Here is a 24,606-nt window from a genome sequence, read left to right on the forward strand (position 1 = left end):
TCTGCGGCCGGCCCGCGCCCGCCCGCTTTGCCGTCCAGGGACGCGCCTCCGGGAATGCATCTGCAGCGCCCCTGTCTCCTGGCGGGGCGGGCGCTTGGCGTATTGATCCGCCGGTCCCGCCAATTGCAAAATTTAGTCTTCACATCTATCTACAGAATTGTATACAGTTTGGAGCACGAATCCCGGGCATCTCCCCGGGGCAGGTTTCAAAGAGGTTTGAGGGGGCTCCCATGAAGAACACGATGACCAATTCGCTGAACGGGGCAGAGGCCATGGTGCGCTCTCTGGAGGCGCATGGCGTCACCCATATCTTTGGCCTTTGCGGCGACACCACGCTGCCGTTTTATGACGCGATGAACCGGCTGGAGCATGGCATTACCCATGTCCTCACCCGCGATGAGCGCAGTGCGGCCTATATGGCCGACGGCTTCTCCCGTGTGACCGGCCGCGTTGGCGTTTGCGAAGGCCCCTCGGGGGGCGGCGCTACCTACATTCTTCCGGGCCTCATTGAGGCCAACGAAAGCTCCTATGCGGTGCTGTCGATCACCACCGACATCTCGGTCGGCTCTTACGGGAAATACCCCCTGACCGAAGTGGATCAGGAAACCCTGATGGGGCCGCTGACCAAGTTCAACACGGTGATCAAACGCGCCGACCACATCCCGCGCATGGTGCGCCAGGCATTCCGGGCGATGACCACCGGCCGCTCCGGCTCGGCCCATCTGGGGCTGCCTTATGACATCCAGTATGACGCTGTGCAGGCGGATGACATCTGGGGCGACCCCAAGCATCAAAGCTACCCCTCCTACCGCGCCGCCCCGGAACCGGGTGCAGCCGAGGCCGCCGTCGAGGCCATCCTCACCGCCAAGTCACCGCTGATCGTTTGCGGCGGCGGCGTGGTGATTTCCGGCGCGATGGAGGAGCTGGGCACGCTTGCCTCCCGCCTGGACATCGCCGTGGGGACTTCGATCTCCGGCAAGGGCTCGCTGGCCGACACCCACCCGCAGTCGCTGGGCGTGGTTGGCTCCAACGGCGGCACGAATGAGACCTGGGAGATGATGGAGGCCGCGGATCTGGTGGTCTTCATGGGCTGCCGGGCCGGCTCCACCACCACCTCGCGCTGGGAGGCACCGAAGCCCGGCCAGCGCATCGTGCATTTCGACAATGACCCGATGACGATCGGCGCCAACTACCCGACCGAGGTCGGCGTGGTGGCCGATCTGAAACTGGCCCTGCAGGCAGTGAACGCCTATCTGGACGGCTGCGAAGGCAACGTGCCTTCCTTTGGCGGTGCCGCCAAAGTGGCGGACATCAAGCAGCGTAAGTTTGCCAAGTTCGAAGAACTGGCGCACAGCAAGACCGATCAGGTGCTGCCCGAGCAGATCATTCACGCTCTGAACCAGAACCTGCCCGACGATGCCATTGTGGTGTCCGACCCCGGCACCAGCTGCCCCTATTACAACGCCTATTCGCAGCAGAAACACCCGGGCCGCCAGTACATCACCAACCGTGCCCATGGCGCGCTGGGATATTCGCTGTCGGCGTCGCTGGGGGCCTGGTTCGGACGGCCCTCCAGCAAGGTTGTGGGGATGATGGGCGACGGTTCCTTCAACTTCACCTGCGGCGAGCTGGAAACCGTGGTGCGCTGCAACGCGCCGATCACCTATGTGGTGTTCTCGAACGCCAACTTCGGCTGGATCAAGGCAAGCCAGCGCGACGACTGCGAGAAGCGCTATTACAATGTGGACTTCAACCGCACCAATCACGCGGCGGTGGCCGAGGCGTTCGGTGTCAAGACCTGGCGGGTGGAGAAGCCGGAGGAGCTGGATCAAGCGATCAAGGAGGCCTTTGCCCATGACGGCCCGACCCTAATTGACGTTGTCTGCCAGGCGCTGGAAGAGGCCGCCGCGCCGGTGCGCCGCTGGATGGGGTGATCCCCGCCAAGGCTCGAAACCTATCAGAAGCCATTCGCCCAGCTGAAGGCCGGGCAGCGCCCGTCCGCCCCCATGGGCGGGCGCTACGCTTCCGCCCGCGGACGGGCACTGCCCTCTGTACTGCAGTTCGAAATCTCCAAACTGTAATCCTGCCGATTTTCTTTTTCCCTTGTGCCGGTTATCACTCCTGAAACCCCCACGATTCAGGAAAGGCGCCGCCCATGGACAGACCCACCGCCCCCAAAGCCGGAGCCATGCTGCACCTGCGCGGCAATACCCTCTCCGAAGGCGAGCCGGTGGCGCTGCCGCTGACGCAAAGCTCAATGTACCACCTTCCGGGCGACTGGACCGGCGGGCCCAGCTATGGCCGGGTGGACAATGCCACCTGGGAACAGCTGGAACACGTTCTGACCTATCTGGAAGACGCACCTGCACTGGCTTTCCCCTCCGGGATGGCGGCGATCTCGGCGTCGCTGTTTGCCACGGTCAAGGCGGGCTCCAAGATCCTGATCCCCTCGGATGGCTACTACGTCACCCGGCGCCTCAGCGAGCGGTTCCTGCAAAACCTCGGCGTTGTGGTCGAGCAGCGCCCAACCACCAGCTTTTCCGATGGCGGCTTTGAAGGCTTTGACGTTGTATTTGCGGAGACACCCTCCAATCCCGGCCTGGATCTTTGCGACCTGCGGATGATTGCTAATGCTGTGCATGCGGCGGGCGGCATTCTGCTCGTCGACAACACAACCATGACCCCGCTGGGACAGCGGCCGCTGGAACTTGGCGCAGATGTTGTTGTGGCTTCCGACACCAAGGCGCCGGGCGGGCATTCGGATGTGCTGATGGGGCATCTGGCCACCCGTAACGAAGAGATCCTGCAGGCCGCGCGCGAGTGGCGCCAGTTCGGCGGCGGCATCCCCGGCCCGCAGGAGGCCTGGCTGGCACACCGGGGACTAGAGACGCTGGACGTACGCTTTGACCGCATGTGCAGCACAGCAGAAGTGCTGGCAGAACGGCTCGCCGCGCATCCGCTGGTGCAGGAGATCCGTTTCCCGGGGCTGGCATCGGATCCCTCGCATGAGCTGGCCAAGCAGCAGATGGCCAGGTTCGGCTTCCTGATCTCAATCACTTTGGACGGGGCGGAACAGGCGGATGCATTCATCAACAATTGCCCGCTGATCCGTTCCGCAACGTCCTTTGGCGGGGTGCATACCTCAGCCGAGCGCCGTGCCCGCTGGGGAGATGCGGTGGCGCCAGGGTTTGTGCGGATCTCGGTCGGCACCGAACCAGCCGAGGAACTGTGGAGCGCTATGGCTGCCTCGCTGGAGGGGCTTTAAAGGTCTCAGTACAGAGCGAGCGAAACCTCTTATCAGTATACTGAGCGTCTGCCCGGGTGGGCGCGGTACGCGCCCGCCGTGGGGCGGGCGGACGCGTGCCTGCCGCTGGCGCGACAGGCGACATGAGGCGCTGTCCCCGTGGGGACAGCATGATGAAACCTGCGTGGTATGCCCAGGGGCGCTAGGCCATCTGCGGCACCCGGATGCGGTGCTGGTGCATCTTCTGGTAATGCGGCAGCATCCGGCGGTGGACGCGGCGGACGCGCTCCGGCGTGTTCTCGATCTCCACGTATTTGCGGGTCTGGCGGGTGAGTCCGGTGGATTTCGCCAGATTGGCGTGGAATGAGCCGCCGTCCCACCAGCTGTGCGCTGAGGGGTCGCCGCCCGGCTCCCAGCTAAGCGCCTCGGGCATGTAGGGGATGCCGACCGCCGCGCAGAAGGCCTCTGTCATCTCTTCGGGGTTCTCCAGCAAGTCGTCGCTGTCCACTACTGGCGGCGGGGTGCCATTGAGCGCGGTCAGCAGGTCGAACAGGGCGCGCTGCTCGGGGAAGCCGACCTCCAGCTCATCGAAGTCCGGCCATTTGTTGTACATCGACGTGATGGTCTTGGCCGGATCGCGGATCAGGAAGGCGTGAGTGAAGTGGGACAGGAACTCGGGATCCCACATGTGGTTGATGTAATGGGGGAAATCCTTGAGGAACACCGGACCCTTTTCGGCCCGCGCCTTGATATCTTCCCAAACGCTTTCCAAGGTCAGGCCGGGGGTGGTTTTCTCGCCCTCGGTAAAGCGCGGCCACAGCGGATCCTCGCCCTGGTACCAGGCCTCGCCGAAAGGTTCGTGCAGGCAGTCGAGGTCGCCGCGCTGGCGCATCATCCATTCAAACGCGGTGGAGGTGGAGCGGGGCACGGCCCACAATGCGACAATCTTATGCATCAAGCGGTTCCTTATCAGAGAGAGGACAGCAGGGCACCCTGCGGGGATTCAGGACTGCTTTCGGGTTTCAGGCCCAGGGTTTTGAAAATCCGCCAGTAAAGCGCGATGTCATGGCCGATCACCGGTTTGCCAAGGCGTTCTTCCAGCTCGGCCGCGTAATGCACCGGGCGCTGTGCGATGCCGTCGGAGGCACGGCGGTAGTTGCTCATGCCGTTGATCAGATAGGCGTCGGCCTTGGGGGCCTGTTCGGCGGTGTAGTCGAAGGATTTCCAGATCAGATCCTCGTCAAAGCACCAGATGCAGTTGTCGACGTCCTCCTGGCTCTCAAACCATCCCTGGTCATAGAAATTGCCGGCCCAGACCACGTCGAACCCGGCCTCTTGCAGGAAGCCGACGGTGCCCTTGTACCAGCTGTCCGGGTGATAGCAGGCGTTCAGGGCGACCTTTTCCACGTTCTGGTCGCGCAGAGCCTCGACCATGGCGTAGCCGGCCATGTGGAAAGGGGTCTCATACTTGTCGCTCAGCATCTCGCAGTGCTGGCGGATGCCCTCGACGCCTTTCCCCGAGGCATGCACCCAGTTGGAGCCGACCTGGCCGCAGACGTCGGCGCCGTTGTTGGCCATGCATTCGACGAATTCCTCCAAGAGGCCGAAATTCTTCTGCCGCTGGCCCAACTGGTGCGCGTAATCCGGCACATGCAGCATCCGCCCATGCACGCCGACTGACCGCGGCGCCATCCGCAGAAAATCCGAGGGTGCTGCGTCAAAGTCGTGCGGCGGTGCGGTAAATCCGACCTGATGCGGGAACAGCTTGTTCTTCGGATTGGCCCAATGGGCGGGTTTTTCATAGCCGGGCATTCCACCTCTCCCTGTTTGCGCTTGGGGAAAAGTTGCGGCAGAGGCGCGAGTCTGTCTATTGCTTTCGCGTGCATCTCATCATAACCATTTTGATATGTTTAGAAGGAGCTGAGATGCGGCGGTACAACCTGCCTTCGGTCAATGCGCTGGCCGCCTTTGAAGCGGTTGCGCGGTTGCAGGGCTTTGCACGGGCGGCGGAGGAGCTGAACACCTCGCAGCCGGCGATCAGCCGCCATATCCGCAATCTGGAGCTGCGGCTGGGGGCGCTCCTGTTTGACCGCAGCGGCCCTCAAATCCGTCTGACGCGGAAAGGCGAAGGGTTTTATGCCTCTGTGGTGCAGGCTTTGGACGGGCTGCAGCGCGCCGCTGGGGAGTTTGCCAAACCTGAGACCGGCGTGACGATCACCTGCACCTATTCGGTTTCCCACTTGCTCCTGCTGCCGCGGCACAGCGCGTTGCGGGCAGCGTTGGGAGCGGAGACCGAGCTTCGGTTTGTGACTGCCGAATACAATCTGACCGGAGCTGCAGTCGATACCGGAGCGGATATCGTCTTTGAGTATTCTCAAGTGCCGCCGGAACGGGAGCATGTGGTGGTCTGCAGGGAAGAGGTGAAACCGGTCGGAACGCCAGAAGTGGTTGCTCAGGCGGCGGCAGCGATGGCTGGAGACGGTGCTCCTCCCGGTGTGCTTGGGTTGCGGCAGGAGAATTTCGGCTGGCTGCGCTGGGAGGATTGGCAGGAGGGGCAGGGCGGCGTTCAGGAGTGGCCTCAGGCGGAGTACTTCGACAACTATGTTTTTCTGCTGGAGGCTGCCGCACAGGGGCGCGGGCTGGCGCTGGGGTGGCGCGGCTTTGCTGACCCCTATCTGGAGCGCGGCCAGCTGCAGGAGCTGCCGGGCGGCTGGTTTTCCAGGGATACCTGGCTGTTTGCCAGGCTGACCCGTTTTGGAGAGCAGAACCCAGCCGCTCGTAAGTGTCTGGCATTGCTTGAAAACATCCGGGAGCTGCAGCTTCTCAGAGCAATTCCTGGTACAGCGACATGAGCCAGTTGCAGAAGGTTTGCACTTCATCCCGCTGGCCTGCGCGTTCGTTCAGCACCATGTAATGCGAGCGGCGTTTGGGCAGTTTGTAAGAGGTCGGGGCGACCACGAGCCCTTGTTCGACGTATTGCCTGGCGAAACTTTCCAGCACCATGGTCACGCCGTGGCCTGTGGCAATGGTTTGCAGGGCAAGCAGAGATGAGTCCGCCTTAAGCCAGTCTGCAGGTGTTTGCAGGTTCAGCCCGTGCAGGTCCGACAGGCGCCCCCAATCGGTTTCGGAGCCGAAGATCTGAATGACATCCGCCGCAGCCAGATCTTGAATCGAAGGATTGCCGCCGAGTGATTTCAGATAGGCCGGGCTGCAGACGGGCACGGCGTTTTCATGGCCCAGGTGCAGCGTCTCGCTGTCCTGCCAGTCACCGCCGTAGCGGATATCGATGTCGAGCCCTTCTTCGTCAAACCGGTTGGCCCAGACGGAGGTGGTAAGCTTGACCAGAATGTCGGGATGTTCCGATTGGAACCGGGCCAGCTGCGGAGATATCACCAAGGCTGCGCAGGAGATCGAGGCCCGCACCCGGATCACCCGTTTGCGCTGTTTGCCAAACAGGCCGGCTGTGGCCAATTGCATGTCGTTAAAGGATTTCCGGATCGGCTGGGCATAGGCCTGGCCGGTGTCAGTCAGCGCCACACCGCGGGGCAGGCGCTTGAACAGCTGAGCATTCAGGTGCTTTTCCAGCAGGCGGATTTGCTGGCTGATGGCGGCGGGCGTGAGCCCTAGTTCTTCGGCTGCAGCGGAGAAACTGTTGAGCCGCGCGGCAGCTTCGAAGGCCTTGAGCCAGGTGACATGAGGCAGATCGGTCATACTTACCTTTAAGCACAGTTGGGTCTAAGGGGCAAAACGCATTGTTTGATTTAGCCTGAGCGCCTGCGCAAGCTCAGCCCACACCAATGGACTCGCAGGATCATGGCGCAAACATTTGATTTCATTATCGTTGGGGCCGGATCGGCAGGCTGTGTTCTGGCTGACAAGCTGACGGCCAATGGCCGCTACAAGGTTCTGCTGATCGAGGCGGGCGGCACCGACCGGCGGTTCTGGGTAAAGATTCCGGTGGGATATGGCTTCACCTTCTCGGACCCGGCGGTGAACTGGCGCTATTCGGCAGCGGAGGATCCGGGGCTGAACGGCCGTGAAGCTTATTGGCCGCGGGGCAAGATTCTGGGCGGGTCGAGCTCGATCAACGCGATGGCCTATGTCCGCGGGCTGCCGCATGATTTTGACGATTGGGAAGCTGCGGGAGCCGCTGGCTGGGGCTGGGAGAATGTGCGCCGCAGCTACGAGGCGATGGAGAGCCACGACGAGCGGCACGGGACCGGGCGCCGCCTGCGCGGCTCCGGCCCGGTGCGGGTCACCGACTTGAGCGAGCGGATGCACCCCTTTGCACAGAACTTTCTGGCTGGCGCCAAGGAAATGGGCTGGCCGTTCCTGCAGGACATGAATGCCTCTGCGGACGCTGGAGCCAACACCTTGCCGGGGGAGGGCATGGGCTATGTCCGCAGCACCGTGAAAGACGGGCGGCGCTGGTCTTCGGCGGATGCGTTTCTGCGGCCCGCGATGAAGCGGGGCAACCTGACTGTCGTCAGCGGGGCGCTGGTGGAGAAAGTGCTGACTTTCGGAAAGCGGGCCACCGGCGTTGCCTACCGGGTGAAGGGCCAGGCACAGCAGGCCATGGCGGCACGGGAGGTGATCCTGAGCGCGGGCGCAGTGAATTCGCCGCAGCTGCTGCAGCTGTCAGGGATCGGGCCGGCGGCGCTGCTGCAGCGGCATGGCATTGCGGTGGCCCATGACTTGCCGCACGTCGGCCAGGGGCTGCAGGACCATCTGGCGGTGTCGCATTTCTTCTGGGCCAATACCGCCACCTTGAACGACCGGCTGGGCAGCTTTGCCGGGCAGATGAAGGCGGGGCTGCAATATGTGCTGACCCGCAAGGGTCCGCTGAGCGTGCCGGTGAACCAATGCAGCGGCTTTGTCCGCACAGAGGGCGCCGCGCTGCCGGACGTGCAGGTCTATTGCAATCCGGCATCTTATTCGACGCGTCCCAGCGGCAAGCCGCAGATCGACAAGGACAACGGCTTCCTGCTGTGCGTGCAGCCCAGCCGGCCGACCAGCCGCGGGCAGATCAGCATTCAGTCCGCAGACCCGGCGCAGGCGCCGTTGATTGAGCCGAACTCGCTGTCGACCGAGGCGGACAAGGCCACGGCGATCCGCGCAAGCCATTTGCTGCAGGCACTGGCGCAGACGCCGGCGATCAAGGCTGTGACGCGGGAGCGGCGGGCGCCGGACATTCTGAAAATGGACGACGCGGCTCTGCTGGAAAACTTCCGCGAGCGCGCTGGCACCGTGTTCCACCCGACCTGCACCTGCCGGATGGGCAATGACGCCCGGGATTCGGTGCTGGACGCGCGGCTGCGGGTGCACGGGGTGGAAGGGCTGCGGGTGATTGATGCCTCGGCATTCCCCAATGTGACCTCTGGCAACACCAATGCACCCACCATGATGCTGGCGCACCGGACGGCGGATCTGGTGCTGGAAGACACTGAAAACAGGCCTTTGGCGGCTGAATGACAGGGATAGTCCAATGAAACTCGATTCCATCGAAACCTTTGTGTTCGGCAACCCGCCGCCGCGCCACGGCGGGCGCTACTTCATTTTTGTGCGTCTCACCACGGCTTGCGGCATCACCGGGGTGGGGGAGATCTACAACGCGACCTTCGGCCCCGAGCTGTGCTGCGCGATGGCCGAAGAGATGTTCGCCCGCCAGTTTGAAGGCTGCGATCCGCATCATATCGAGAAGCTGTGGCGAAAGTCTTACGGCGCTGGCTACACGCTGCGGCCCGATGTGACGGTAATGGGGGTGCTGAGCGGGCTGGAGATGGCTTGCTGGGATATCATCGGCAAGGCGGCGGGCAAGCCGGTCTATGAGCTGATGGGCGGTCAGGTGCATGAACGGCTGCGCAGCTATACTTACCTCTATCCGCCGGAAGGCGACGTGTACCCGGATCCGGAGACACCCAATGTTTATAACGACCCGGACATTGCTGCCGAGGTTGCTTTGCAGCGGGTAGATGAAGGCTTCACGGCGGTGAAATTCGACCCCGCCGGCCCCTATACGATCTACGACGGGCACCAGCCGCGGATGGAGGATCTGGAGCGCAGCGAGATGTTTGTGAAGCGCATCCGCGAGGCAGTGGGGACGCGGGCAGACCTGCTGTTCGGCACCCATGGGCAGTTCACCGTCTCCGGCGCCAAGCGGATGGCGCGGCGGTTGGAGCCCTATGAGCCCTTGTGGTTCGAAGAGCCGACCACCCCGGAAAACCCATCTGATATGGCCGAGGTCGCCCGGTTTACCTCGGTGCCGATTTCCACCGGTGAAAGGCTGTGCACCAAGCATGAATTTGCGCGGGTGCTGGAGGCGGGGGCGGCCTCGATCCTGCAGATGGATCTGGGGCGGGTCGGCGGCCTCTTGGAAGCCAAGAAGATTGCCAGCATGGCTGAGACACGGCAGGCACAGATTGCACCGCATCTGTATTGCGGGCCGGTGGTGGCTGCGGCGAACATCCAGATCTCTGCCTGCAGCCCGAACTTCCTGATCCTGGAATCGATCGGCACGTTTGAAGGGTCTTACATGTCCTGTCTCAAATCCTCGATCACTTGGGAGGAGGGTTATGTGATCCCATCCTCCGAGCCGGGTCTTGGGGTGGAGCTGGATGACGAAGCGATTGCGGGCAGCCCCTATACCGGCAGCAAGCTTCACCTGGATCTGGCGCATGAACCGGTGGTGCAGTGAAACGCAGGCGCGCCTGTCAACGCGGGCGCGCCGTTGATTTTCTGAGAACCAGCGAAGGCTCCAGCAGGGTCGGTTCCGGCACAGTCTGGGTCTCGACCCACTCTGCAATCGCATCTGCCGCGGCAAGCCCCATCCGGGCAACGGGGAGGTGGACGGTGGTCAGCTCCGGATAGATATGCGCGGAGCCCGGGAGGTCGTCGATCCCCATGACCGAGACGTCCCGGGGCACAGCAAGGTCCCGGCGGTGAAGTTCGGCCAGCACCCCGGACGCCAGCACGTCCGAAAGGCATAGGATGGCGGTGGGGCGCTGTGTCCCTTGAAGGATCGCGCGGGCGGCGTTGCAGCCCCCGGCCAGGGAAATTTCCGTCTCGAACAGCTCCAGCGCGGCGTTTGATCCGGTCAGCCCGCTGAGGCGGGCCTCGGTGCGGTCATTGTTCAGGCGGGGGCCGTGAACAACCGCGATGTGCTGGTGGCCGAGGCCGGTCAAGTGTTCCTGTGCCAGTTTCGCGGCGGCAGCGTTGTCGTAGCCTATGGTGGGCAGAACGTAGCCCGGATCGTAATATGACGTGGCAATGGCCGGGCGCTGGCTGCGGTCCAGCAGGTCATAAAGCGCCTGGCCGTGGGTGATGCCGGAAACCACCAGCCCCTCGGCGCCGATGTCGATCAGGGTTTTGGCCTTTTCAGCTTCGACTTGAGGGTCGCCTCCGGTAGTGGCAACGACCAATGAAAGACGGTGGGTGTTCAGCTGGTTTTCCAGTTTCGACAGGAAACGGGCGAAGATCGCATTGTCCAGGGTCGGAACCAGAGCGCCGACAAACCGGGTGCGGCCGGTATTGATGGCGCGGGCCGCGGCGCTTGGCACCCAGCGCAGGCTGTTCATCGCCTCTTCCACCCGTTTGCGGGTTTTTTTGGCCACCGTGTCCGGTGCGTTCATAACCCGCGACACCGTCGCCACAGACACCCCCGCAGCCGTGGCAACATCCCGTAAATTCGCGCGTTTCTGAGGCGGGGTCTTGCTCATTTCTTCCTTGCCTTTCTTGCCGTCCCGGTCAGGGCAGCCAGTAAAGTCTTGACACATGTAACCGGTTTCATCAACTTATGTAACCAGTTACATTTTGAGAATCGGCAGAAGAGATGACCCGCTACACAGTCCTGCACGGACTAGACAACATCGGATTTGACAGCCCCGGCCGGGCGTTTCCGGGCTTTGCCAAGACGGCCCGGGGCAGCACCCGGGTGATAGCCCTGCGCGACGGCATCCGCCAGGAGATGCAGCCGGGCGACCTGCTGTCGGTGGAGATCGCCGCCGGGGCGGAGGGCGTGCAGATCGCGGCATTTGACGTCAGCGGGCGCCCGGCGCTGGCGGCGCTGGGGCTGCAGGCGGATACGCGTTTGGATGCGGCGGGTTGCGACAGTGCCGCTCTGCTGGGCTGGATCACATCAAATGGCGGCCCGGCGGCGGACATCCCCGCTGCAAATCTTGCCGCCAATGGGGTGCCGCTGATCCTGAAGGCGGGCAGTGCGATGACGGTGTGGGTGTTTCACACCGCCAGCAGCGAAGCGCTGGTGCAGGGCCCGGCGCCCGACAATACCAAGATCACCTGGCAGCCTGCCGACAGCCGCACTCCGCTGCTGCCGCCATTGCTGGGCGACACCCGCGACGAGTTCACCGTCAGCCGCGGCACCGGCTTTGCCTATGAGGTGAAGAAAGGCGAGATCATCCAGATCATCGACGTTGAAGGCCAGCAGTGCTCGGACTTCACCGCCTTCCGCGCCGACGGGCTGGACCGGGGCGAGGAGCTGATGATCGACAGCACCGCCACCCGCTCGATGGTGCGGCGGTCTTATCCGGGGCCGGGCTTGCTGGACAAGTTCTTTGACCGCGACATGCGTCCCTTGCTGAACGTGATCCAGGATACCTGCGGGCGGCATGATACCTTTGGCCTTGCCTGCACCGCGCGCGGCTATGAGGAGCGCGGCTTTCCCGGCCATGTGAACTGCTCCGACAATATGTCCCATGCACTGGCGCCTTATGGTGTTGCGCGGCGGGCGGCCTGGCCTGCGATCAACTTCTTCTGGAACACCTGGGTCGATCCGCATTCGCACCACATCATGACCGAGGAGTCCCACTCCCGCCCAGGCGACTATGTGGCGATGCGGGCGCTGGAGGACCTGGTCTGCGTCTCCACCGCCTGCCCGGACGACATCGACCCGATCAACGGCTGGAACCCTACGGATGTGCATGTGCGCATCTACCGCCCCGAAACACCTCTGCGCCGCGCTGTTGCCTACCGCGAAAAGGAAGACGCCCCGATGTCGATCAGCCAGAACTCCGCCTTTCATGACCGTCTCGCGCCGCTGACCCAGCATTTTGCCCCGGCGCGCGACCTGTGGGCGCCGGTGAGCTTCCCGTCGCATGGCACCACCGGCGAATATTGGGCCTGCCGCAATGCGGTGACGGTTCAGGATATGAGCGGGCTGCGGAAGTACGACATTGCCGGCCCCGATGCCGAGGTGCTGCTGCAGCGGGCGACCACCCGCAATGTGGCAAAACTGGCGGTCTGGCGCGGCTCCTACACGCTGATGTGCGACGAGGGTGGCACGGTGATTGATGACGGCACCCTGTTCCGGCTGGCGCCCGACCTGTTCCGCTGGTGCTGCGGATCAGAAGAAAGCGGCCGGGTGCTGGAGACTCTGGCGCAGGAGATGGGGCTGCAGGTCCGCATCCACGACATGCGCGGGGCGATGCCCAACCTGGCGATCCAGGGGCCCAAGTCTCGGGATCTATTGCGCAAGATTGCCTTTACCCAGCCGCATGTGCCGCAGCTGGATCAGCTGAAATGGTTCGGCGTCACCGTGGCGCGGCTGAACGACCGGGAGGGGGCGCCGTTCATGCTGTCGCGCTCCGGCTACACCGGCGAGCTGGGCTATGAGATCTTCTGCGCCAAGGCGGATGCGCTGGCGATCTGGGACGCAGTGATGGAGGCGGGCGAAGAATTCGGGATCACCCCGATGGGCTCTGCCGCACTGGAGACCATTCGGATTGAGGCCGGGCTGGCCGCCGCCAATGCGGAATTTGCGCCGGGCGTGGATGCATTCGAGGCTGGCCTGGGCTTTGCTGTCGATCTGACCAAGCCGGAGTTCACCGGCAAGGCGGCGCTGGAGCGCAATGCGCGCGCGCCGCGCCGGGTGCTGAAGGGGCTGCTCTTGGGCTGCAACGATGTGCCGCTGCACGGCAGCCCGGTCTATGACGGCGAACGGCAGGTCGGGGTGGTGACCTCGGCCACCCGCTCGCCCTCGCTGGAGCACGCCATTGCCATTGCCCGGCTTGGTATCGAGCACGCCGGAGACGGCACACGGCTGGAGGTCGGCCAGCTGGACGGACGGATGAAGCGCCTGGGCGCCACCGTCACCGGTATTCCTTTCATAGACCCGCAAAGAAAGCGGGCCCGCGCCTGAGCGGCGCTTCACCTCACATCAACAGGAGAGAGAAAACGATGAAACATCTTGCGTTAGCCACTGCAATTGCCGCTTTGGGCACCGGTGCCATGGCACAGGAAAAGGTCATGGTGGGCGAGCCCAGCTGGCCCGGCGCCAAGATCATGAGCCGGATCATCGGTCAGGTGATCGAAACCCGCCTGGGCGGCGAAGCGGGCTATGCCCCCGGTGCCAATGCGGTGATCTTTGCCGCGATGGACGGCGGGCGCGGCGATATCGACGTGCACCCGGACGTCTGGCTGCCGAACCAATCGTCCTTCACCGACGAATATGTCGGCCAGAAAGGCACCGTGGCGCTGTCTTCGGGCAGCTACGAGGGACGCTCGGGTTTTTGCACCCCGACCTATATGGCCGAAGAGCACGGCATGAAGTCGGTCTTTGACCTGGCCACCCCGGCAGCGCAGGAGGCCTATGACACCAACGGCGACGGCAAGGGCGAGATCTGGGTTGGCGCTTCGGGCTGGGCCTCGACCAATGTGCATAAGGTGAAGGTGCGCGACTACGGCATCGAAACCTTCCTGGAGCCGTCGACCGAGGACGAAACCGTGTTCTATTCGCGACTGAAGGATGCGGTGGACCAGAAGGAAGGCGTCGTCTTCTACTGCTACAAGCCGCACTATGTGCATGCGCTTTATGACGTGACGATGATCGAAGAGCCGGAGCACGATCCGAACGCCTATAAGATCATCCAGCCGGATCAGGATGCGGACTGGTACGCCAATTCTTCGATCACAACCGGCGACCAGGTGAAGACGGTGACCGTGGCCTACTCCAAGTCGCTGGAGCAGCGGAACCCGGCAGCGGCTTCTTTCCTGAGCCAGATCGACATGGACGCGGGCGAACTGTCGAAGCTCACCTACGCTGTTGTGATCCAGGGCCAGGAGATCGACACGGCGGTGTCGGACTGGCTGGCAGCAAACGGCGCCGTCGTTGACGGCTGGCTCGGCCTCAACTGATCGCAACCTTTGGCCCTGCCGCCCTGCGCGGCGGCGGGGTCCATGCAAGACTTATGAAGACAGGGGGAGGCCATGGCGGGTGACATCGCAATTGACGCACGCGGCGTCTGGAAGATTTTCGGGGCGCGCTCGGCTGAGGCGCTGAAGGCCATTCATGCGGAAGGGCTGACCAAGCCGGAAGTGCTGGAGCGGTTCAACTGCGTGGTCGGGGTGGCGGATGCCAGTTTCCAGATCGAACGGGGCGAACTGTTCTGCGTGATGGGGCTGTCGGGCTCCGGCAAGTCAACGCTGGTGCGCCATGTGAACCGGCTGTTGGAGCCCACGGCGGGCCATATCCACATTAATGGTGATGATGTGATGGGGCTGAACGCCGAGGGCCTGCGCGACCTGCGCAACCGCCGCGTGGCCATGGTGTTTCAGAACTTCGGCCTGATGCCGCACCGTACGGTGCGCGACAATGTGGCGATGCCGCTGGAAATCCGCGGCACCGGCAAGGCGCGCCGCTGGGAGGAGGCCGACCGGGTGCTGGAGCTGGTGGAGCTTTCCGGCTGGGAAGACAAATACGCCCATGAGCTGTCGGGCGGCATGCAGCAGCGAGTAGGCCTGGCGCGCGCCATTGCCTCGGACCCCGAAATCCTCTTGATGGACGAGCCGTTCTCGGCATTGGACCCGCTGATCCGCAAGCAGCTGCAGGACCAGTTCATGGAGCTTTCCCGCAAGCTGGGCAAGACCACCATGTTCATCACCCATGATTTGGACGAGGCGATCCGCATCGGCCACCGCATCGCCATCATGAAGGACGGCCGCATCGTGCAGATCGGCACGCCGGAGGAAATCATCCTCAACCCCGCGGATGACTATGTGGCGGACTTCGTGGCCGGGATTTCCAAGCTCAACATGATCTTTGCCCACTCAGTAATGAAACCGGTGGCGGAATTCGAAGCCACCCATGGCGCCCTGCCGGCAGACGCCAAAGTGGCGCGTCCCGACATGGATCTGAGCGACCTGATGGATCTGGCCGTTGACGGCCACGGCATCGTCAAGGTGGCGGATGCTGGCAGCACTGTCGGGGTGATCAACCGCGCGGGGCTGATCCGCGCCATTCAGGACAGCCAGGCGTAAGGAGGTGGAGATGCAACACATCGACCAATCACAAATCAAACCGGAGACCGCCGGCCGCCTGAATGCGCTGGTGGGCGAGTTCACCGGCCAGTCGCAGGCCTACTACCAGCAGGTCTTCAGCTACATGATGGAGGCGCCGGGCTACCGCTTCACCCTGAACTGGGCAGCGGGGGTTCTGGGGCCGGTCTGGTTCGGGGCGCGGGGCCTGTGGTCCTGGTTCCTGGGCTTTCTGGTGCTGGAAACCCTGGCCTTTATCCAGATCGGGCTGGGGCTGTTCGGCGACCTGGGCCGTGATTTCCGCATCCGGGCCGAGCAGATCGCCCAGACGCTGGAGCTGCGCCATCAGCAGATTGCGGCGGCAGAAGCTTCGGGTGCGTCCTCGCTGGACTCGCTGAAGCGCGCGGCGGAGTCGCTGGAAGGCGCCTTGGCCAGTGCGCAGGAGGCTGCCGCGGCGGCGAATGCCAGCGGGATCATCTATCTGGCCGTGGGAATCGCCCTGCTGCTGGCGGTGAAGTTCCTGGCCGCTTCGCTGGCGAACTGGACGCTGGAGGGGCAGTTCGCCCGCTGGCGCTCGGACCGCAGCGTGGCCAGCGGCTGGTCGCTGCCGCGGCTGGCAGTCTCGGCGGTGCTGGCGGCAGCCGTTGTGGTGCTGTCGGCGGTGAAATTTGCCATGCCGGATGCCTTCTCGCTTCTGAACGCCTTTCCGACCAACCGCGACTGGCGGCTGAATGTGGGCGATGGGGTTCAGGCTGCGTTCGACTGGACCAAGACCTCGGGCCGCGGGTTCTTTGACGGGCTGACGGCGGGCATGCGCACGCTGCTCGATTGGATCGAAGTGGTGCTGGTTGATACGCCCTGGCCGGTGGTGGCGCTGGTGATTGTGATGCTGGCCTACCTGTCGGCTGGTGCGCGGGTGGCGATCTTCACCGGCGCGGCGCTGGCCTATCTGGGTCTGCTGGACTTCTGGGAAAAGGCGATGACCACCATTGCGCTTCTGGGTGCGGCGGCGCTGATCTCGATCACCCTGGGCATTCCGCTGGGCATCTACTGCGCGCGGCGTCCGCGGGTGTTTGCCATCGTGCGCCCGGTGCTGGACTTCATGCAGTCGATGCCATCCTTTGTCTACCTGATCCCGGTTGTGGCCTTCATCGGCTCGGGCAAGCCCGCGGGTGTGGTTGCGACCATGATCTTTGGCAGCCCGCCGGTGATCCGCTTTACCGTGCTGGGCCTGCAGCAAGTGCCGGAAACCGTGCGCGAGGCGGCGCTCGCCTTTGGTGCCACCCCCCGGTACCTCTTGTGGCGGGTCGACCTGCCGCTGGCGCACAAAACGATCATGGCCGGTGTCAACCAGACCATCCTGCTGTCGCTGGCAATGGTGGTGGTGGCCTCGCTGATCGGCGCCAAGGGCCTGGGCGAGGACGTGCTGGAAGCGCTGCAATATGCAGCTGCAGGTCAGGGGATCCTCGCAGGTCTTGCGATCCTGTTCTGCGCGCTGATCCTCGACCGGATTGTGGCTGGCAGAAAGTGAACTGAAAACAACAGCGGGGCATAATTAGATGCCCCGCCGCATTTTCTCCCCGTCAGGCTCTGACATAGGCCTGACAACTCAGCACCCGGCCATGACGCCATGGCCGGGTGTTTTTTATCACGCGGTGAGGCAACCCCGGCCGCTTTCAGATCATGCTGAAGTAGCCCTTGTAAAAACCCGAGATGCCCCACTCCATTTCCGACAGCGGGCCGGGCACGAAACGGTGGGAATTCACCCCTTCCTGATTATGACGGATGATCCGCTCGTCATCGAGCGAGGTCACATGCCAAAGCCAGGTAAGCGCCTCCTTGTCATAATCTCGCCCTTCGTCGGCATCGCCGCGCACGTACCAGGCGATCTGGATGTCGGTCTCCTGCAGTCCCCGGGGGACAAATCGGTAGCCCACCAGATGGTCGGCATAGATCAGGAAGTAGTTCACCAGGCCAACCGACAGATCAGTGGCACCGCCGTCGTGGCCGCTGAGGCTGCCCAGGGGCGGCGCCAGCGGCTCTCCATCGCGGCTGCCGGTCTGGTAGCCGGGAAACAGCGGGTAGCGGCGCCAGTAAACGTCCGCACCCGGGGCCGGCGCATTGGGGCCGGTCTGGTCAAACTCTTCTGCAGGCAGGCCGATAGCGGCGGAACGCGTGCGCAGATCATCTGCGTATTTCTCAACGTCTGCAGGATCCTTCAGCGAATGGCTGCGGGAGTATTCCTGATGCGAGGGCGCGCAGTGGTAGCACTCCAGGTAGTTTTCCAGCGCCAGCTTCCAATTGGCGGGCACCGGGTAGGAGGCCTCATGCGCAAGTTTCAGGTTCTCCAGCTGCAGCGGCGCCGACAGCGGCGCCAGCTTGGCAAAGCCCTCTTCCAGCGGCGGCGGGTTCTCGTCGGCGCAGATGAAGATCAAACCTTGGAAGACCTGCACTTGCACCGGGAACAGCCCGTAGTCGGAAGGGTTGAAGTCCGGCCCCATGGCACGGCCGCCGCGCAGCTTGCCGTCCAGGCCGAAGGTCCATGCGTGGTAAGGGCAGGAGAACACCCGGGCGGTGCCCTGTTTCTCGAGGCAGACGCGGGAGCCGCGGTGGCGGCAGACGTTCAGATGCGCGCGCACCTCGCCTTCGCGGTCGCGCACCACGATGACCGACTCCGGGCCGTAGTCGAACAGGAAGTAGTCGCCGGGCTCTGCGATCTGGCTGACGTGGCCGACCCAGATCCAGTTGCGGTTCCAGAACATTTTGATGTCGTGGTCATAAACAGCCTCGGACGTGTAGAAATGACGGTCCAGAGCAAAGCCTTCGCGGTAGCCTTCCATAAGCTCGCGCATTACGTGCAGGTCATCTTTGGGCATTCAGGTGCCTCCCATATCTTGGAGAGAGATCAATTCACGGCGGAACCATTCGGCATCAACCGCCGCCGGGTCGCGTTCAAAATTGCGCGCTGCCAGGTGGCCTGCAAAGACAGCATCAGCAATGAGGCCAGGGGCAGCGGCGTCGCCGATCAGTTCGAGCGTAGTGAAACTTTCTGCGTGGTTTGCTTGCAGGTCATCAAAAAGCGCAGTGTTGCGCTCGCGGGAAGTAACCATCAGCAGGCTGGCGCAGTCCACGCGGCGGATTCGGTCCGTATAGACGCAGGCAAGCGCCGCGCCGGTTCCGTCGGCTGAATGCAGGCTGTGCAGCGGGATGATTTCGACGCCGGCCTGCAGCAGATCGGTCTGAACCCGGTGCTGCTCCAGCGTCAGCTCGGTAAAGGCAGAGGCAATGGCGCCGGGAGTGGCAAGGATCACTTTGCGCCCCGCGGCGGCCAGCTGGCTGGCCAGCACTCCGCCCATATAACCCTGATCATCGTCATAAAGCAGCACCGGTCCGCTGTCCGGCGGCAGCTCGCCCGCCATGACATCATCCGGGGTGATGACGGCTATGTCCTTGATGTCCAGAGGCCGGGGAGAGGTCCGGCCGCGCCCGTCGCGGTGCCAAGTGCTGCCGGTGGCGAGGAAGACATTGGGGATGCCCAGTTCCGCCACTTCAGCCGCGCTAAGTTTGCTGCCGGTGAACATCTGCACATTGGCACGCTGCTGCAGGTCCCACAGGCGGTTGTCGGCAACACGTTTCCAGGCCGACAGCCCCTTGAGCCGGCTTTCATTCAAAACCCGTCCGCCGAACTCCTCGGCTGCTTCCGCCAGGGTCACATGATAGCCGCGTTTTGCCAGTTGCATGGCGCATTCCAGTCCCGCTGGGCCGGAACCGACCACCAACGCGGCTTCCTCCTGCTGTTTCGGCGCAATCTTCTCGGGGTGCCATTTGCGCCGCCATTCCTCTCCCATTGTAGGGTTCTGGGTGCAGCGAATTGGGACGCCCAAATTGTCGGCCGAGACACAGATATTGCAGCCGATGCATTCCCGGATGTCCTCGATGCGGCCTTCCTCGATTTTCTTCGGCAGAAAGGGATCGGCAATGGAGGGACGGGCGGCGCCAATGAGGTCCAGCACGCCCTTGGAGACCAGCGAAGTCATCAGGTCGGGCGAAGTAAAGCGGCCGACGCCGACCACCGGCTTGCGGGTCACCTGCTTCACGAAATCCGTATAGGGAATCTGGTAGCCGTCTTCGGGCTGGAAGCGGGTGGTCTGGCTGTCGTTGCTCCAATCGGCGACGTTGACGTCCCAGAGATCAGGCAGATCCGCCAGCATCTCGACCACGGCGCGGCCTTCTTCGCTGGCCTGCATGCCATCAGCGCCCATCATCTGGTCGACAGCAAAGCGGAAGGCGACGGCGCAGTGGCCGTCCAGCACTTCGCGGGTGTCTTCCAAAAGCTCGCGGGTCAGACGGGCACGGTTTTCCAGGGAGCCGCCGTATTCGTCGGAGCGGGTGTTGTACTGCGGCAGCAGGAAGTGATGCGCCAGGGTCATCTGGTGGCCTGCATAGACATAGACGATGTCGAAGCCGGCTTCCTTTGCCCGCAAAGCAGCGTCGCGGTGCCAGCGGCGTAGGTCGCGGATGTCCTGCTTATCCATGGCACGGGCCTGTTTCGGGAACACCGCATCAATGGGGCGGTCACTGACCCCCAGCGCCGGGGCGCGGGTCAGATGGTTGGTGGAGTGATGGCCGTTGTGCGCCAGCTGGATCGCCGCCAGCGATCCTTTGGCATGGACCTGCTCCGTCATCAGCTGCAGCGCCGGGATGTCATGCTTGTCCCAAAGCCGGTGCTCGGCATAGGGCCCCAGGTCCGAGGTCGGGTGAATCTCGGTCTCCTGGGTCGAGACCACCGACCAGCCGCCTTCGGCCTTCATTGCACGCACCGCGGCTTCAGCTTGCGGGCGCACATGGCCCAGGCCGGTGCAATGGGGCACCTGAAAAAAGCGGTTGCGGGCGGTTACAGGGCCGATTTTCACCGGCTCAAACAAAACAGAATACCCATTTGCGCCTGGCATGCTGGCACATCCTTATAAGTCAGAGAGTGTCACGGCGGCGGCAGGCCTCACGGCCCGCCGCCGGAAAGAGATCAGAATCCGGCCTTGATGCGCTCGAATTCTTTCAGCATCCGGCCTTCCAGCTCAGGCTTCACCGCGTCAAAGAACAGGCTGCCCTCAAAGAAGCTGTTCACGTCACCGAAGCCGTATGTGTTGACCAGATCCTGGTCAGCGGCGGCAAAGGCGTCGGCGTTGGAATGGGCATAACCCCAGCTTTCGATGATGTATTTGCCGCTGGCCTCGGCGCTCAGCGCATTGAGCATGTCATAGACCTGCTCGTCGCTTTGGGTCGAGGAATTCAGATGCACATAGCCGCAGACCCAGGTGGCGATGCCTTTGTCCACATCCCGCATCATCTTGGCCGGGGTTTCGTTCCAGATCAGGTTCAGTTCGGACTGGTTCCAGCCCCAGCCCATGGACACTTCGCCGCTGGCAAGAGCCTGGTCCAGCTGGCCGGCATCGGACCAGTAGAAACGCACGTTCTGATGGATCGAGCGCAGGAAGTCCGAGGCCTTCTGGAATTCTTCCTCGCTCATGTCGGTATAGCTGGAGGCGCCGGTTGCCAGCGCCGCCATCGCATAGGCCGAGGAGGCCGCATCAGGGATTGCGATCTTGCCCTGGTAGCCCGGATCCGCCAGCAGCTGCAGCGAAATGTCGCCGTCTGCAATCTGATCGGTGCGGTAGATCAGCCCGGTGTTGCCCCACTCAAACGGCACCATGTAGGTGTTGCCGTCGATGGTGACGCCGTCCACGTCCTTGATCTGCGGCAAGAGCTTATCCCAGTTGCTGATTTTCGACGTGTCGATGGGTTTCAGCAGTCCGGCAGCCACCCATTTGCGCAGCCCGTCGGTGCAGGGATGGGCGAGGTCGGCGGCAAAGCCCGATTGCAGCTTGGTAAACGCCTCTTCCTGGCTGCCGAAGTAGGTATAGCTGGGCGCGCCGCCGTATTTTGCGACGTAATCGCCATAGAAACCCTGATCCTCGTAGCCGGACCAGTCAAAGACCGACAGGCTGGCGGCATCCGCGGATGCGATGCTGGCTGAGGCGGTTAAGGCGGTGGCAGCTGCCAGAGCCGTTTTGAAGTGTTTCATTTTCTTCCTCCCTTTTATTCTCATGCCTCGCGCGCGCCCAGATCGATGACCGAGGCGTTCTGCACCCCCAGCCAGACCTGGTCGCCGCGCTTGTGATCAACCGTGTGGAAGTAGTTGGGAACCGCAACCGAGACCGGATCCTCCATCCCGTCGGTGCGCACGTAGTAGTGGACGCTTTCCCCATAGAAGGCGATGTCGCTGACAATGCCTTGCAGGCACGCGTCGTAGCCTTCCGGCCGTTCGGCGCCGATTTCCAGCTGCTCCGGCCGGATGCCTGCCAGCAGGTCCGGACTGCGGGACAGGGCGTTTGGGTTCACGTCAATGGTGAGAGGCCCGAAACCCTGAACGTTCACATCGACTGTGCTGCCGTTGTCACCAGTGACCCGCGCATCCAGGAAATTCATGCCCCCGATGAAGGACGCCACGCGGCGGTTGCAGGGGCGGGCATAAAGCACCTCGGGGCGGTCGACCTGTTCCAGCTTGCCGGCAAACATCACGCCGATGCGGTCGGACATGGTCATTGCCTCATACTGGTCGTGGGTGACCATCACAAAGGTGATCCCCAGCTTCTGCTGCAAGCGGCGCATTTCCAGCTGCATCGCCTCGCGCAGGTTCTTGTCGAGCGCCGACAGCGGCTCATCCAGCAAGAGCACCTTGGGCCGCATCACCAGGGCCCGGGCCAGGGCCACCCGCTGGCGCTGGCCGCCGGAGAGCTCATCCGCCTTGCGCGCCTGCAGCCCGCCGAGTTCGACCATCTCCAGCGCCTCGGCGACCCGGTCCTTCATTTCTGCCTTGCTAAGGCCCAGCTTGCGCAACCCGAAGGCGACGTTGTCGCCGACGTTCAGATGCGGGAAGATCGCATAGGACTGGAACACCATGTTGGCGGGCCGCTTGTTGGCGGGGATATGGGCCATGTCCTGGCCCGCGATGCGGATAGTGCCCGCGTCATGGTCCTGAAAGCCCGCAATCATCCTGAGCGCCGTGGTCTTGCCGCAGCCCGAGGGCCCCAGCAGCGAGAAGAACTCGCCCTCCTTCAGCGTCAGGTTCAGATCCTTGACCGCGGTGAAGGTGCCAAAGCGCTTTTCCACCCCGGAGATTTCGATGATGTTCTGATCGGTCATCTGATGGTCCTCATTCAGGTGGATTTGGTGGAGCGGCGGCGGAAGTATTCGGCGGTCAGCAGCAAGAGCACCGAGGCCAGCAGCAACAGCGAGCCGAGCGCCAGGGTGTTCGGCAGTTTGGCCGGGAAGCGGATCTGGCTCCAGATATAGACCGGAAGCGTCGGCTGGTTGCCGGACAGGAAGAAGGCCAGCACGAACTCGTCAAAGGAGACTGTGAAGGTGACCAGCAGGCTGGCGACAATCCCCGGCGCCACGATCGGCAGGGTTACCCGGCGGAAGGTGCCGATGACGCTTTCGCCGAGATCAAAAGCGGCTTCCTCCAGCGACTGGTCAAAGTCGTCAAAGGCGGATTTCATGATCGAGACCGCAAAGGGCAGGGCGACAAAGACATGGCCCAGGATCACGGTGGTGAGCGACGGCCGCAGCCCCAGCGAGATGAACAAAACCAGCATCGACGACGCCACGATGATGCCGGGGATGACCAGCGGCAGCATCACCAGCCCTTCCGACAGCTCACGCCCCTTGAAGCGGTAGCGCACATAGGCGCGGGCGGCAAACAGGCCCAGCGAGGTGGCCACCAGCGCGGTCACGGCGCCGACGATCAGCGAGTTCATCATCGCCTGCAGCAGCGTGTCCTGTTCACCCAGCTGGGCGTACCACTTCAGCGTGAAGCCCTTCATCGGGAAGGCCACGATGGTGCCGTCGTTGAAGGAAAACAGCGGCAGCAGCAGCACCGGCAGATACAGGAAGATCAGGTAGCCGATTGCATAGGCCAGAAGCCAGGGGAAGCGGAAGGGCTTGCGCATCGGTTTGCTCAACGAGGAAGCCATAGGTTTGTTCAGCTGATCGCTTGCCGGAGTACTCATCGGATCCTCCTCCCCAATGCGGTTGCCAGGATGACAAACAGGATGGCGACAAAGCCGACGGAGGCCATGGCAACCAGTGACAGCGTGGCGCCCAGCGGCCAGTTGTTGGCCGGGCCGAACTGCACCTGGATGAGATTTGCGACCATCTTGCCCTGCGAGCCGCCGACCAGCGAGGGGGTCACGTAATCGCCGACTGTTGGGATGAAGATGATCAGGCTGGCGGCAATGATGCCGGGCACGGTGAGCGGAAGGGTGACGCGGATGAAGCGTTCCAGTTTCGAGCAGCCGAGGTCGGTGGCGGCTTCCAGAAGCGAGCGGTCGATCTTCTGCAGCGAGACATAGATCGGCAGGATTGCAAAGGGTGCCCAGGCATGCGCCAGGGTCAGCACCACTGCAAACTCGTTGTACAAGAGGAAGGTCAGCGGCTCCTCGATCAGCCCCAGCGAGATCAGCGCCGAGTTCATCACCCCATTGAAGCCCAGGATCAGTTTCCAGCTGAACACCCGCAGCAGATAGCTGGACCAGAACGGGATGGTGATCAGCAGCAGCCACAGAGTCTTCTTCTGGGTGCGGAAGGCGATGAAATAGGCAATCGGATAGGCCAGCATCACGGTGGCGGCGGTCACCGCCCCGGCGATGGCGATCGAGCGCAGCATCAGGTGGCGCACCAGCGGATCGGTGGCGGCTTCCAGGTAATTGGCCCAGGTCAGGGTCTTGTCGATCTCGACATAGGTCTGGGTCCAGAAGCTGTAGGCCACCAGAATCCCCAGCGGTGCGGCAACCAGCAGCCCCACATACAGCGACGCAGGGGCGCTTAATGCCAGACCTCTGCCTGTCTCGGTTTTGAGAAATCCAGCCATGTCTCTCCATTGCTAGCAAGCGGTTGCGGGCGGGGAACTTGAAAAATGGACAATCGTCCATATTAATCTGCGGCTCCGCATGGCCTCCTGTCAACAGGTATTTCCTAAAAAATGGACAACCGTCCATTTTGGCTGGAGAATATTCCTGATCTGTGCCTAGATTGGG

The 24,606-nt window shown here is 63.0% G+C and carries 19 protein-coding genes; 9 read left to right on the forward strand and 10 right to left on the reverse strand.

The annotated features are described in order from the left end of the window. Nucleotides 1–242: 242 nt before the first annotated feature. Together RA20_RS05670 and RA20_RS05675 are read left to right on the forward strand one after the other, a co-directional pair. Nucleotides 243–1,934 (forward strand): thiamine pyrophosphate-binding protein, encoded by a 1,692-nt coding sequence (locus RA20_RS05670; protein WP_039125582.1) that lies wholly within the window; start codon nt 243–245, stop codon nt 1,932–1,934. A gap of 221 nt (nt 1,935–2,155) precedes the next feature. After that, a complete protein-coding gene (locus RA20_RS05675; RefSeq protein WP_039125538.1) occupies nt 2,156–3,265 on the forward strand; it encodes a cystathionine gamma-lyase in 1,110 nt (369 codons plus the stop codon). Between the two features lie 181 nt (nt 3,266–3,446). Here RA20_RS05675 and RA20_RS05680 read toward each other — a convergent pair whose 3' ends face one another. Together RA20_RS05680 and RA20_RS05685 are read right to left on the reverse strand one after the other, a co-directional pair. Further along, the gene (locus RA20_RS05680) at nt 3,447–4,199 is read right to left on the reverse strand and encodes a sulfotransferase-like domain-containing protein (protein WP_039125540.1); all 753 of its coding nucleotides are present in this window, start codon (nt 4,197–4,199) and stop codon (nt 3,447–3,449) included. Between the two features lie 14 nt (nt 4,200–4,213). Further along, complete coding sequence (locus RA20_RS05685; RefSeq protein ID WP_039125542.1) at nt 4,214–5,056, reverse strand: aspartate racemase/maleate isomerase family protein; 843 nt, start codon at nt 5,054–5,056, stop codon at nt 4,214–4,216. A 113-nt stretch (nt 5,057–5,169) separates the two neighbouring features. On the opposite strand from RA20_RS05685, the gene RA20_RS05690 reads away from it, so the two are divergent. After that, a complete protein-coding gene (locus RA20_RS05690) occupies nt 5,170–6,096 on the forward strand; it encodes a LysR family transcriptional regulator (RefSeq protein ID WP_039125544.1) in 927 nt (308 codons plus the stop codon). Here the strand turns inward: RA20_RS05690 and RA20_RS05695 are convergent. Continuing rightward, nucleotides 6,068–6,955 (reverse strand): LysR substrate-binding domain-containing protein, encoded by an 888-nt coding sequence (locus RA20_RS05695; RefSeq protein ID WP_039125545.1) that lies wholly within the window; start codon nt 6,953–6,955, stop codon nt 6,068–6,070. The genes RA20_RS05690 and RA20_RS05695 overlap by 29 nt on opposite strands. Nucleotides 6,956–7,057: 102 nt before the next feature. Between RA20_RS05695 and RA20_RS05700 the strand changes: the two genes are divergently transcribed. Beyond that, complete coding sequence (locus RA20_RS05700) at nt 7,058–8,716, forward strand: GMC family oxidoreductase (RefSeq protein WP_039125546.1); 1,659 nt, start codon at nt 7,058–7,060, stop codon at nt 8,714–8,716. A 13-nt stretch (nt 8,717–8,729) separates the two neighbouring features. Beyond that, the gene (locus tag RA20_RS05705; protein WP_039125547.1) at nt 8,730–9,938 is read left to right on the forward strand and encodes a mandelate racemase/muconate lactonizing enzyme family protein; all 1,209 of its coding nucleotides are present in this window, start codon (nt 8,730–8,732) and stop codon (nt 9,936–9,938) included. Nucleotides 9,939–9,954: 16 nt separating this feature from the next. Here the strand turns inward: RA20_RS05705 and RA20_RS05710 are convergent, their stop codons facing one another. After that, entirely contained in the window at nt 9,955–10,959 is a 1,005-nt protein-coding gene (locus RA20_RS05710; protein WP_082017922.1) for a LacI family DNA-binding transcriptional regulator, read from the reverse strand. 113 nt (nt 10,960–11,072) lie between these two features. Here RA20_RS05710 and RA20_RS05715 point away from each other — a divergent pair, with 113 nt between their 5' ends. The 4 genes from RA20_RS05715 (at nt 11,073) to RA20_RS05730 (ending at nt 17,042) form a co-directional block, all read left to right on the forward strand. Then, on the forward strand, nt 11,073–13,397 hold the full coding sequence (locus tag RA20_RS05715; protein WP_039125549.1) for a DUF1989 domain-containing protein: 2,325 nt from the start codon (nt 11,073–11,075) through the stop codon (nt 13,395–13,397). Nucleotides 13,398–13,435: 38 nt separating this feature from the next. Continuing rightward, complete coding sequence (locus tag RA20_RS05720; protein ID WP_039125552.1) at nt 13,436–14,392, forward strand: ABC transporter substrate-binding protein; 957 nt, start codon at nt 13,436–13,438, stop codon at nt 14,390–14,392. 72 nt (nt 14,393–14,464) lie between these two features. Continuing rightward, nucleotides 14,465–15,514: a quaternary amine ABC transporter ATP-binding protein gene (locus RA20_RS05725; RefSeq protein WP_039125554.1), complete on the forward strand. Its 1,050-nt coding sequence runs from the start codon at nt 14,465–14,467 to the stop codon at nt 15,512–15,514. Nucleotides 15,515–15,524: 10 nt separating this feature from the next. After that, nucleotides 15,525–17,042: an ABC transporter permease gene (locus RA20_RS05730; RefSeq protein WP_039125555.1), complete on the forward strand. Its 1,518-nt coding sequence runs from the start codon at nt 15,525–15,527 to the stop codon at nt 17,040–17,042. A gap of 145 nt (nt 17,043–17,187) precedes the next feature. On the opposite strand, the gene RA20_RS05735 is transcribed toward RA20_RS05730, so the two are convergent. The 6 genes from RA20_RS05735 to RA20_RS05760 form a co-directional block, all read right to left on the reverse strand. Further along, nucleotides 17,188–18,387 (reverse strand): aromatic ring-hydroxylating oxygenase subunit alpha, encoded by a 1,200-nt coding sequence (locus RA20_RS05735; RefSeq protein ID WP_039125557.1) that lies wholly within the window; start codon nt 18,385–18,387, stop codon nt 17,188–17,190. Beyond that, entirely contained in the window at nt 18,388–20,463 is a 2,076-nt protein-coding gene (locus RA20_RS05740; protein ID WP_082017920.1) for an oxidoreductase, read from the reverse strand. A 71-nt stretch (nt 20,464–20,534) separates the two neighbouring features. Then, the gene (locus RA20_RS05745; protein WP_039125559.1) at nt 20,535–21,593 is read right to left on the reverse strand and encodes an extracellular solute-binding protein; all 1,059 of its coding nucleotides are present in this window, start codon (nt 21,591–21,593) and stop codon (nt 20,535–20,537) included. 20 nt (nt 21,594–21,613) lie between these two features. After that, a complete protein-coding gene (locus tag RA20_RS05750; RefSeq protein WP_052248849.1) occupies nt 21,614–22,714 on the reverse strand; it encodes an ABC transporter ATP-binding protein in 1,101 nt (366 codons plus the stop codon). A gap of 14 nt (nt 22,715–22,728) precedes the next feature. Further along, nucleotides 22,729–23,520, reverse strand: a complete 792-nt coding sequence (locus RA20_RS05755) for an ABC transporter permease (RefSeq protein WP_052248850.1) — start codon at nt 23,518–23,520, stop codon at nt 22,729–22,731. A gap of 56 nt (nt 23,521–23,576) precedes the next feature. Further along, nucleotides 23,577–24,440, reverse strand: coding sequence for an ABC transporter permease (locus RA20_RS05760; protein ID WP_039125561.1), 864 nt, complete (start codon nt 24,438–24,440; stop codon nt 23,577–23,579). Between the last annotated feature and the right edge of the window lie 166 nt (nt 24,441–24,606).

The organism is Leisingera sp. ANG-Vp, assembly GCF_000813725.1.
Taxonomy (GTDB): domain Bacteria; phylum Pseudomonadota; class Alphaproteobacteria; order Rhodobacterales; family Rhodobacteraceae; genus Leisingera.

Excerpts from the sequence above, each read along its gene's own strand:
- RA20_RS05670 (WP_039125582.1), top strand. The coding sequence starts at position 243 with ATGACCAATTCGCTGAACGGGGCAGAGGCCATGGTGCGCTCTCTGGAG.
- RA20_RS05715 (WP_039125549.1), top strand. The coding sequence starts at position 11,073 with ATGACCCGCTACACAGTCCTGCACGGACTAGACAACATCGGATTTGAC.
- RA20_RS05725 (WP_039125554.1), top strand. The coding sequence starts at position 14,465 with ATGGCGGGTGACATCGCAATTGACGCACGCGGCGTCTGGAAGATTTTC.
- RA20_RS05710 (WP_082017922.1), bottom strand. The coding sequence starts at position 10,959 with ATGAGCAAGACCCCGCCTCAGAAACGCGCGAATTTACGGGATGTTGCC.
- RA20_RS05700 (WP_039125546.1), top strand. The coding sequence starts at position 7,058 with ATGGCGCAAACATTTGATTTCATTATCGTTGGGGCCGGATCGGCAGGC.
- RA20_RS05755 (WP_052248850.1), bottom strand. The coding sequence starts at position 23,520 with ATGCGCAAGCCCTTCCGCTTCCCCTGGCTTCTGGCCTATGCAATCGGC.
- RA20_RS05685 (WP_039125542.1), bottom strand. The coding sequence starts at position 5,056 with ATGCCCGGCTATGAAAAACCCGCCCATTGGGCCAATCCGAAGAACAAG.
- RA20_RS05735 (WP_039125557.1), bottom strand. The coding sequence starts at position 18,387 with ATGCCCAAAGATGACCTGCACGTAATGCGCGAGCTTATGGAAGGCTAC.
- RA20_RS05705 (WP_039125547.1), top strand. The coding sequence starts at position 8,730 with ATGAAACTCGATTCCATCGAAACCTTTGTGTTCGGCAACCCGCCGCCG.
- RA20_RS05750 (WP_052248849.1), bottom strand. The coding sequence starts at position 22,714 with ATGACCGATCAGAACATCATCGAAATCTCCGGGGTGGAAAAGCGCTTT.
- RA20_RS05730 (WP_039125555.1), top strand. The coding sequence starts at position 15,525 with ATGCAACACATCGACCAATCACAAATCAAACCGGAGACCGCCGGCCGC.
- RA20_RS05680 (WP_039125540.1), bottom strand. The coding sequence starts at position 4,199 with ATGCATAAGATTGTCGCATTGTGGGCCGTGCCCCGCTCCACCTCCACC.
- RA20_RS05740 (WP_082017920.1), bottom strand. The coding sequence starts at position 20,463 with ATGCCAGGCGCAAATGGGTATTCTGTTTTGTTTGAGCCGGTGAAAATC.
- RA20_RS05720 (WP_039125552.1), top strand. The coding sequence starts at position 13,436 with ATGAAACATCTTGCGTTAGCCACTGCAATTGCCGCTTTGGGCACCGGT.
- RA20_RS05745 (WP_039125559.1), bottom strand. The coding sequence starts at position 21,593 with ATGAAACACTTCAAAACGGCTCTGGCAGCTGCCACCGCCTTAACCGCC.
- RA20_RS05675 (WP_039125538.1), top strand. The coding sequence starts at position 2,156 with ATGGACAGACCCACCGCCCCCAAAGCCGGAGCCATGCTGCACCTGCGC.
- RA20_RS05695 (WP_039125545.1), bottom strand. The coding sequence starts at position 6,955 with ATGACCGATCTGCCTCATGTCACCTGGCTCAAGGCCTTCGAAGCTGCC.
- RA20_RS05760 (WP_039125561.1), bottom strand. The coding sequence starts at position 24,440 with ATGGCTGGATTTCTCAAAACCGAGACAGGCAGAGGTCTGGCATTAAGC.
- RA20_RS05690 (WP_039125544.1), top strand. The coding sequence starts at position 5,170 with ATGCGGCGGTACAACCTGCCTTCGGTCAATGCGCTGGCCGCCTTTGAA.